Origin of the sequence: Actinokineospora sp. NBRC 105648, assembly GCF_030269645.1 — a bacterium.
GTDB lineage: Bacteria > Actinomycetota > Actinomycetes > Mycobacteriales > Pseudonocardiaceae > Actinokineospora.
The window spans coordinates 34,773-43,850 of sequence record NZ_BSTR01000060.1; the positions used below are offsets into that span (position 1 = coordinate 34,773).

Annotated in this window: 7 protein-coding genes; 6 read left to right on the forward strand and 1 reads right to left on the reverse strand. The window is 72.4% G+C overall.

Going from position 1 to position 9,078, the window contains the following annotated elements:
- Position 1 precedes the first annotated feature (1 nt).
- Genes QSK30_RS32590 through alc form a run of 3 tightly spaced genes read left to right on the forward strand, consistent with a single transcriptional unit; the run spans position 2 to position 3,536 of the window.
- Positions 2–1,225, forward strand: coding sequence for a DUF6986 family protein (locus QSK30_RS32590; RefSeq protein WP_285508863.1), 1,224 nt, complete (start codon positions 2–4; stop codon positions 1,223–1,225).
- Positions 1,222–2,538: an allantoinase AllB gene (gene allB / locus QSK30_RS32595; RefSeq protein WP_285508865.1), complete on the forward strand. Its 1,317-nt coding sequence runs from the start codon at positions 1,222–1,224 to the stop codon at positions 2,536–2,538. The genes QSK30_RS32590 and allB overlap by 4 nt, the downstream gene beginning before the upstream one ends.
- On the forward strand, positions 2,535–3,536 hold the full coding sequence (gene alc / locus QSK30_RS32600; protein WP_285508867.1) for an allantoicase: 1,002 nt from the start codon (positions 2,535–2,537) through the stop codon (positions 3,534–3,536). The genes allB and alc overlap by 4 nt, the downstream gene beginning before the upstream one ends.
- Here the strand turns inward: alc and QSK30_RS32605 are convergent.
- The gene (locus tag QSK30_RS32605) at positions 3,522–4,184 is read right to left on the reverse strand and encodes a (2Fe-2S)-binding protein (RefSeq protein ID WP_285508869.1); all 663 of its coding nucleotides are present in this window, start codon (positions 4,182–4,184) and stop codon (positions 3,522–3,524) included. The two genes, alc and QSK30_RS32605, sit on opposite strands and share 15 nt — an antisense overlap.
- A gap of 222 nt (positions 4,185–4,406) precedes the next feature.
- Here QSK30_RS32605 and QSK30_RS32610 point away from each other — a divergent pair, with 222 nt between their 5' ends.
- The 3 genes from QSK30_RS32610 to QSK30_RS32620 are packed head-to-tail and all read left to right on the forward strand — an operon-like array spanning position 4,407 to position 8,471.
- Positions 4,407–5,741, forward strand: a complete 1,335-nt coding sequence (locus tag QSK30_RS32610; protein WP_502871924.1) for an ammonium transporter — start codon at positions 4,407–4,409, stop codon at positions 5,739–5,741.
- On the forward strand, positions 5,738–6,076 hold the full coding sequence (locus QSK30_RS32615) for a P-II family nitrogen regulator (protein WP_285508873.1): 339 nt from the start codon (positions 5,738–5,740) through the stop codon (positions 6,074–6,076). The genes QSK30_RS32610 and QSK30_RS32615 overlap by 4 nt, the downstream gene beginning before the upstream one ends.
- Before the next feature lie 4 nt (positions 6,077–6,080).
- Complete coding sequence (locus QSK30_RS32620) at positions 6,081–8,471, forward strand: [protein-PII] uridylyltransferase (RefSeq protein ID WP_285508875.1); 2,391 nt, start codon at positions 6,081–6,083, stop codon at positions 8,469–8,471.
- Positions 8,472–9,078: the final 607 nt, after the last annotated feature.

The window sequence follows — 9,078 nt, forward strand, 5'->3', positions numbered from 1 at the left end:
CATGCGGACCACCCTCGACGGTGCCCTCCTGGCCGGGTTCGCCGCGGACCTCGCCACCGCCGACGCCGATCGCGCCCGCCGCTACCCGGGCGACTCGGCGGCGCGCCAGCCGGTGCACACCTGCTACGTCCCCGCCGACAAGATCACCGACGACCTGCCCGCGCGCTGGGGCACCGAGGCCCTCGCCACCCTCGACGAGCACGCTCCGGACGCCGCCGTGCTCGCCGGGATCATCGGTCTCCCGGCGGACCTGGCCCCGGCCGTGCACGAGCGGGTGCGCGCGAAGCTGGCCGCCGAGCCGGTCGAGGACCTCCGGGTCGACTTCGAGGACGGCTACGGGCTGCGGCCCGACGACGTCGAGGACGCCGACGCCGCCCGCGCGGCCGTGCTGCTGGACCGGTGGTCGCTGCCCGCCGCGGGCATCCGGATGAAGTCCTTCGACACCCCGGACCTGCTGCGCCGGGGTCTGCGCACGCTCGACCTGGTGCTCACCGCGCTCGGCCGCCCGATCGCGCTGACCTTCCCGAAGGTCACCGGCCCGGCCCAGGTCGAGGTGCTGGGGCGCGCGCTCGACGTGCTCGAGCACCGGCTCGACCTGCGGGCGGGCGCGCTGACCTTCGAGATCCAGGTCGAGACCACCCAGGCGGTGGTCGACCACGCGGGCAGGCTGAGCGTGCCCAGGCTGATCGCGGCGGGCCGCGGCCGGGTGTCCGGCCTGCACTTCGGGACCTACGACTACACCGCCGCCTGTGGCTTGGGCGCGGGCCAGCAGCACCTCGCGCACCCCGCCTGCGACTTCGCCCGGCACGCCATGCAGGTTGGCGCCGCGGGGACAGGCGTGCGGCTCTCCGACGGGTCCACCAACGTCTTGCCGGTCGGCGAGGCTGTGGCCCACGGCTGGCGTACCCACTATCGGCTTGTGCGTCGCTCTTTGGACAACGGCTTCTACCAAGGCTGGGACCTCCATCCCGCGCAGTTGGTCACCCGCTATGCCGCTGTCTACGCCCATCACCTGGAGTCGGCCGCCGCTAACGGTCAACGTCTTGCCTCTTACCTCGCCCGCACTACCGGCACTGTCTTGGACGAACCAGCAACCGCCGCCGCGCTAGCGCTATCGCTGCGCCGCGCGATCGACTGTGGGGCCTTGAGCGCCGAGGAAGTCACCCGACACTCGGGGCTGACGCGCGACGAGCTGAACGTGTTGGCCGAGCGGCGAACGCCGTGAGCGATCTGGTCTTCCGTGCCCAGCGGGTGGTCACCGATCGCGAAGCCCCGGCCTGCGTGCGCGTGCGCGAGGGCCGGATCGTGGCACTCGACCCGATCGATGCCCCTGTGGGTGACGCGCGCGTGGTCGACTTGGCGCCCGACGAGGTGCTGCTGCCCGGTCTGGTGGACACGCACGTGCACGTCAACGATCCCGGCCGGGCCGACTGGGAGGGCTTCCCGACCGCCACCAGGGCCGCGGCAGCGGGTGGCGTGACGACGATCGTGGACATGCCGCTCAACAGCCTCCCGCCCACGGTCGACGCACGGGCGCTGGGGATCAAGCGTGCGGCCGCGCGCGGCCGCACGCATGTCGACGTCGGTTTCTGGGGAGGTGCGGTTCCGGGCAACACCGGTGAGCTGGCCGCACTGCACGCCGGAGGTGTGTTCGGCTTCAAGTGCTTCCTGCTCGACTCGGGCGTTCCTGAGTTCGGGCACCTTGGGCAAGACGAGCTCGTCGGACATCTGCGCGTCATCGCGGGCCTGGGCACCCTGCTCATCGCGCACGCCGAAGATGGCGCCGCGATCACCACCACGCCACCGGGCCGCTCTTACGCTGACTTTCTGGCTTCTCGCCCGCGCGTCGCTGAGAACTCCGCGATCGAACTGCTCGTGGATGCCGCGCGCCTCACCGGAGGCCGTGTGCACGTTGTCCACCTGTCCTCTTCGGACGCTCTACCGCTGCTGAGGGCCGCGAAGGCCGACGGCGTTCGGATAACCGTGGAGACCTGTCCGCATTACCTGACCTTCGCCGCTGAGGACATCCCCGACGGTGCCACTGCGTACAAGTGCTGCCCGCCGATCCGGGAAGCGGCCAACCGCGAGCTGCTCTGGCAGGGCCTCGCCGACGGCGTGATCGACATCGTGGTGAGCGACCACTCACCCTGCACCCCCGAGCTCAAGCGCCTCGACACCGGCGACTTCGCCGACGCGTGGGGAGGCGTCGCTGGGTTGCAGGTAGGCCTATCGGCGGTGTGGACCGGTGCGAGGGTAAGAGGTGTCGGTCTACCGCAGGTAGTGCAATGGATGGCTGCGGGGCCGGCGGATCTCTTAGGTCTCCACCAGAAAGGCCGCATCGCCCCTGGTTTCGACGCCGACCTGGTCGTGTTCGCCCCGGAAGAGGAGTTCACTGTGGACGCCGCTGCCCTGCACCACCGCAACGCGGTAAGCGCCTACGACGGTGCGCGCCTGCGCGGCGTCGTCCGCTCTACCTGGTTGGGCGGCGTCGAGGTCTCCGGCGACCACCCGCGCGGTGCGCTGCTGGAGCGGGCGTGAGCGGCGCCTGGGTCACCCTCCCGGACCTGGCTTCCCGGCGCGCCGGTGGCGCGGTCGTGTGGGCCAACGACGAGACCTTCGCCGAGCGGGAGAACCTGATCACCCCGGCCGCACCCGGGTTCCGCCCGGCCACCTTCGGCCACAAGGGGCAGGTCTACGACGGCTGGGAGACCCGGCGCAGGCGCGAGCCCGGCGACGACCACGCGATCGTGCGGCTGGGCATGCCCGGCGTCCTGCGCGGGGTCGTCGTCGACACGGCGTTCTTCACCGGCAACTACCCGCCCGCCTGCACCGTGTCCGCGTGCGCCGTGACCGGCTACCCGGACGTCGACGAGCTGCTCGCCGCCGACTGGACGGTGCTCGTCGACCGCGGCCCGCTCGACGGCGACACCCGCAACGAGTTCGATGTGGACAGTCCGCGCCGGTTCACGCACGTGCGGCTCACCATCCACCCCGACGGCGGCGTGGCCCGGCTGCGCGCGCACGGCGACCCGGTGGCCGACCCGGCGCGGCTGGACCCGGACGCCCTCGACCTCGCCGCGCTCGAACACGGCGGCCGGATCACCGCGTGCAGCAACATGTTCTACTCGACCCCGAGCAACCTGATAGCCCCTGGACCCGCCGCGGTGATGGGGGAGGGCTGGGAGACCGCCCGCCGCCGCGACGACGGCAACGACTGGGTCGTCGTGCGACTCGCCGCCGCGGGCGTGATCAGGTTCGCTGAGCTGGACACCACCCACTTCAAGGGCAACGCCCCCGGTTGGGCCACCCTCAGCGGTAGCGCTGACGGCGAGTCTTGGTTCACCCTGCTCGACCGCACCCGCTTGCAGCCGGACACCCGCCACCGCTTCGCGCTTCACGACGTACCCGAGACCACCCACGCGCGGTTGGACATCTTCCCCGACGGCGGAATGGCCAGACTTCGTCTCCACGGGGCTCTTACCGCTGATGGCAGAGCAGAACTCCAGCGCGTGTACGCCGAGTCAGATGGCTCTTAGCCGCCGCATCCGCTCTTCAGGCCGCTGTCGGGGACACGACACGCACTTGTCCCCGCCGGTCGCCTCGAACACCAGGCAGCACGAGCCACGCCGCACGTAGTCGCGGCCGTTCACCGAGACGAACCTCGGCGTCGGCAGGTCCTTGACCTGCCCGCCCAGCGCCACGGCGAACTCCGGCCGCCCGCCCGCCCACAGCACCCGGTTGGCCAGCGAGTCCGCGGCGATCGCCCACAGCGTCCGGGCCCGCGCGCCGCTCACCTCGGCCACGGCCGTGATCGCCGAGTCGAGGGCCGTCCACAGCGCGTCCACGGGGGACGCGCTGATCGCGTCCGAGGTGGCCGCCAGCAGTCGCCCGTCCGGGTGCAGGTGCAGCGTCACCCGGGTGGGATCCAGCGCTACACCTGTCACCACGAGTGACTCCACCGTCGGCGCCAGCAGCACCGAGCTCGCCGAGTACCACCACAGCACGCCCAAGACCGGCCGGTCCCCGAACCGGTACAGCCTGCCCGAGGCAGCCAGCTGCGCGGCCAGCCACACCGGGTCCGCGATGGCCGCCACCGGCGCCGGGACCAGCCCGGAGGTCCCAGTCCCGGCGTGGTGGGGGAGTCGGGCGGTCAGCAGGCGGTACACGTTCCGCACGTCAGTCATCGCCAGACCACGTTACCGGCGCGCTTCGGTAGTCGATCGCTCACCAGCGGTGAGGGAAACGTGGCCGTAACACGTGCACCTGGGTAGTTCACCGCCGCGAAACCTCCGGCGCGATCCAGCGAAACAGCGCCGACCGATGCTTCCCGCCAGTCAACAGGTTCACGGGAGGACGATGTGAACGCAGGAGATACCGCCTGGGTGCTCGTGAGCGCGGCCTTGGTCATGCTCATGACCCCGGGCCTCGCATTCTTCTACGGTGGCATGGTGCGCGCGAAGAGCGTGCTCAACATGCTCATGATGAGCTTCATCGCACTCGCCGTGGTCACGGTGCTCTGGGTGCCCTACGGCTACAGCCTCGCCTTCGGCGACGACGTCGGCGGTGGCCTGCTCGGCGGTCTCGACTTCGCCGGCCTCAAGGGCACCGTGGGCACCCTGTTCGGGACCGCGCCGACCGATCCCAACGCGCCGTGGGTCAACGGCCACCAGATCCCGCACCTGGTCTTCATCGTCTTCCAGCTGATGTTCGCGATCATCACGGCCGCGCTGATCTCCGGCGCCATCGCCGACCGCGCCAAGTTCTGGGCGTGGACGATCTTCGTGGCGGTCTGGGTCACGGTGGTCTACTTCCCGGTCGCGCACTGGGTCTTCAACTTCAACGGCACCACCGGGGTCGACTTCGTCGGCGGCTGGATCGCCAACAAGCTCGGCGCGCTCGACTTCGCCGGTGGCACCGCGGTGCACATCAACGCGGGCGCCGCGGGCCTGGCCCTGGCGATCGTGCTGGGCAAGCGCAAGGGCTGGCCGCGCGAGCCGATGCGGCCGCACTCGCTGCCGCTGGTGATCCTCGGCGCGGGCCTGCTCTGGTTCGGCTGGTACGGCTTCAACGCCGGGTCGGCCCTGGGCGCAGGCGACCTCGCGGGCGTCGCCTTCCTCACCACCACCGCGGCCACCGCGGCGGCGGTCCTGGGCTGGCTGGTCGTCGAGCAGTTCCGCGACGGCAAGCCCACCACCCTGGGCGCGGCCTCCGGCGCGGTCGCCGGCCTGGTCGCGATCACCCCGGCCTGCGGTTTCGTCAGCCCGCTCGGCGCGCTGGCCATCGGCCTGATCGCTGGTGTGGTCTGCGCCCTGGCGGTGAGCCTGAAGTACAAGCTCGGCTTCGACGACTCACTCGACGTGGTCGGCGTTCACCTCTTTGGTGGCCTGATCGGCACCCTGTCGATTGGATTCTTCGCCACCACCTCGGTGAACTCGCTGGGCAAGGACGGCTTGTTCTACGGTGGCGGCCTCGGTCTGCTGGGCAAGCAGGCGATCGCGGCGGTCGCGGTCATGGCGTACTCCTTCGTCCTGACGCTGATCATCGGCTTCGCCATCCAGAAGACCATCGGGTTCCGGGTGTCTGCGGAGGCCGAGCAGACCGGCATCGACGAGTCCGAGCACGCCGAGAGCGGCTACGAGTTCTCCAGCCTGCGCGGCGGCGGGAACTCGCTCGGCAGGACAGCGGACGTGCTGGCGCAGCGGGCCACCGCGGGCGCGGGCAGGGAAGGCGCAGGGGCATGAAGCTGGTAACCGCGATCATCAAGCCGTTCACCCTCGACGACGTGAAGGCGGCCCTGGAGCAGATCGGCGTGCTCGGCATGACGGTCAGCGAGGTGCAGGGCTACGGCAGGCAGAAGGGGCACACCGAGGTCTACCGCGGCGCGGAGTACTCGGTGGACTTCGTGCCCAAGGTCCGCATCGAGGTGCTGGCCGAGGACAGCACGGTCGAGAAGGTCCTCGACGCGGTGGTCGAGGCGGCCCGCACCGGCAAGATCGGCGACGGCAAGGTCTGGGTCACCCCGGTGGACACCGTGGTCCGGGTCCGCACCGGCGAGCGCGGCACGGACGCGATCTGAGCCGATGACCACGGGGGAGCGCGGCACGTCCCCGACCGCGGCGGACCTGGTCCTCGCCCGCGACCGACTCCTCGGCGCGGGCACCGGGACCAGGTCCGGCGCGTCGGGGCACCGACTGGGTCCGGCCGCCCTGCGCGAGGCACTGGCCGACCTGCACGAGTTCTGGCTCACCGCGCACGCCGCGGCGGCCGGGGTCGGCGGCCGGGGCGGTGGGGTGGCCCTGCTCGCGGTCGGCGGCCTGGGCAGGCGCGAGCTGGTGCCCTTCGCCGACCTGGACCTGGTCCTGGTGCACGAGGGCCGGGCGCCGCTCGACGCGGTGGCCGAGCGGCTCTGGTACCCGCTGTGGAACTCCGGTGTCGGCCTCGACCACTCGGTGCGCACCGTCGGCGAGGCGCTGGACGTGGCCGCGCACGACCTGCGCACCGCCATGGGCCTGCTCGACGCCCGGCACCTGGCGGGCGACGCCGAGGTCACCGCCCGGCTGGCCACCGCGGCCCGCGACCAGTGGCGCGGCGGGGTCCGCAAGCGGCTCGGCGAGCTGATCGAGTCGGTGCGCGGGCGCTGGTCGCGCGCGGGCGAGGTGGCGCACTGGGTCGAGCCCGACCTCAAGCACGGCCGCGGCGGCCTGCGCGACCTGGCCGTCCTCGACGCGCTCGCGCTGGCCCAGCTCGTCGACCGCCCGAGCGGCGAGGTCGTCCAAGCGCACACCCTGCTGCTCGACACCCGCACCGAGCTGCGCCGGATCGCGGGCCGCCCGCGCGATGTCCTCCAGCCGCAGGACGGCGACGAGATCGCCGCCGTGCTCGGCCTCGGCGACCGCTTCGCCCTCGCCCGCGCGCTCTCCGGCGCGGGCCGCGCCGTCGCCTACGCCCTGGACGTGGCCCTGCGCTCCACCGCCGCCGCCACCCCCACGCGCAAGGTCCTCGGCGTGCTGCGCCGCACCCCCGACCGCCGCCCCCTCGACGAAGGCGTTGTCCTGCACGGCAACGAGGTCGCCCTGGCCCGTGACGCCGACCCCGCCAAGGACCCCGGCCTGCTGCTGCGCGTCGCCGCAGCCGCGGGCCGCACCGGCCACCCGATCGCCCCCGGCGCGCTGTCCCGACTCGGCGAGTCCGCGCCCGAGCCGCGCGCGCCGTGGCCCGCCGAGGTGCGCCAAGACCTGGTGGCCCTGCTCGGCGCGGGGGAGGGGCTGACCGACGTGGTCGAGGCCCTCGACCGCACCGGCCTCTGGGCCCGGCTGTTCCCGGAGTGGGGCGCGGTCCGCGACCTGCCACCGCGCGACGCCGCGCACCTGTGGACCGTCGACCGGCACCTGGTGCGCACCACGGTGAACGCGGCCCGGCTGGTCACCTCGGTGTCGCGCCCGGACCTGCTGCTCATCGGCGCGCTGCTGCACGACATCGGCAAGGGCCGCGACCAGGACCACTCGGTGGTCGGCGCGGCCCTGGCCACCCAGGTCTGCCAACGCCTCGGACTGTCCAAACAGGACGTCGCGGTGGTCTCGGCCGTGGTCCGCCACCACCTGCTGCTGCCGCACACCGCCACCCGCCGCGACGTCGAGGACGAGACCACCGTCCACCGGGTCGTGCGGACCCTCGGCGGCGACCCGGTGCTGCTGGAACTGCTGCACGCCCTCGCCGAGGCCGACTCCCTCGCCACCGGCCCGGGCGTGTGGACGGACTGGAAGGCCCGGCTCGTCACCGACCTCGTCACCCGCTGCCGCACCGCGATGGCGGGTGGCCCGCTACCCGAACCGGTACCCCTCGACGACACCCAGCGCGCCCTGGCCACCTCGGTCAAGACATCGGGAAGACCCGACGTCCACCTCCACTCAGCCGCCCAGGCCGACGCGGGCACCACGTCGAGCACCATCACCCTGGCCACCCTCGACCTCCCAGGCGTCCTGTCCCGAGCGGCGGGCGTGCTGGCCCTGAACTCACTGGAGGTGCACGCCGCCACGGTCGCCATCCACACGGGTGTCGCCGTCGGCGTGTTCCAGGTGACCCCGCGCTTCGGCGCCATGCCGGACCCGGCCCTGCTGCGCGAGCAGTTCACCCGCGCGCTGTCGGGGTCGTTGCCACTGGCCGAGAAACTGGCCGCCAAGGAACGCGACTACGGCGGCCGAGCGGCGGACGCCCCGGAACCCAGAGTCCTGTGGTTCGACCACGAGGCAGGCGGATCGCCAGGAGCGGTGGTGCTGGAACTGCGCGCCGCCGACCGGATCGGCCTGCTGCACAGCGTCGCCGACGCCCTGGAGAAGGCGCACGTAGACATCCTCTGGGCAAGAGCCACCACCATGGGCGGCTCAGCCGTCGACTCCTTCAGCTTCCGCGCCGACAACACCCCAGCCCGCCGCCGGGCCCTGGAGACGGCCGTACTCCACGCCGCCCGCTGAGTAGTCCTACCCACCCGCACTCAGGTGCCATCACGCTGGGCCATATCCCGGCCACCAGTCCAGACTTCCCCCTGTCACGCCAGCCGGGTTCGACAGTCCCATCGGGACCTCTCGGGAGCACCGCACCACCGCTTCACCGCCTCCCACCCCACCGCGTGATGTCCCACCGGAGGGGCCCGTCGAGGGGTCGGGCCCCACCCCGGTGGTCTCGATTGCCCCCGGGCCCCCGCCTCCACACCCCGGATCCGGCGCCGCCCCACCCGGCGACCACCCGCCCACTGCCCGCCCCCTCACTGCCCGCCCCACCCGGTAGCCACCTACCCAGGGCCCGCCTCACCCGCCAGCCGGCAACCGCCCCACCCACTGCCCGCCTCGTTGGCCTCCGCTTCTCCCACGCCCTTTCTCTCCCACCCCACCCACAGCCACCCGGCGACCCAACCCCACCCCCAGCGCCCACTCCCCGCCCTGCATCCCATACGCCAATACCGCTAAGTTAACCGTGGGTGCGGTAGGATTTGCGGGTGGCGAGGGTCGGGCAGGTCAAGGCGCGTGGTGTGGATTCCGGTTCTGCGAGGTTGACGGATCGGGTTTCGTTGGGTGTGTTGGC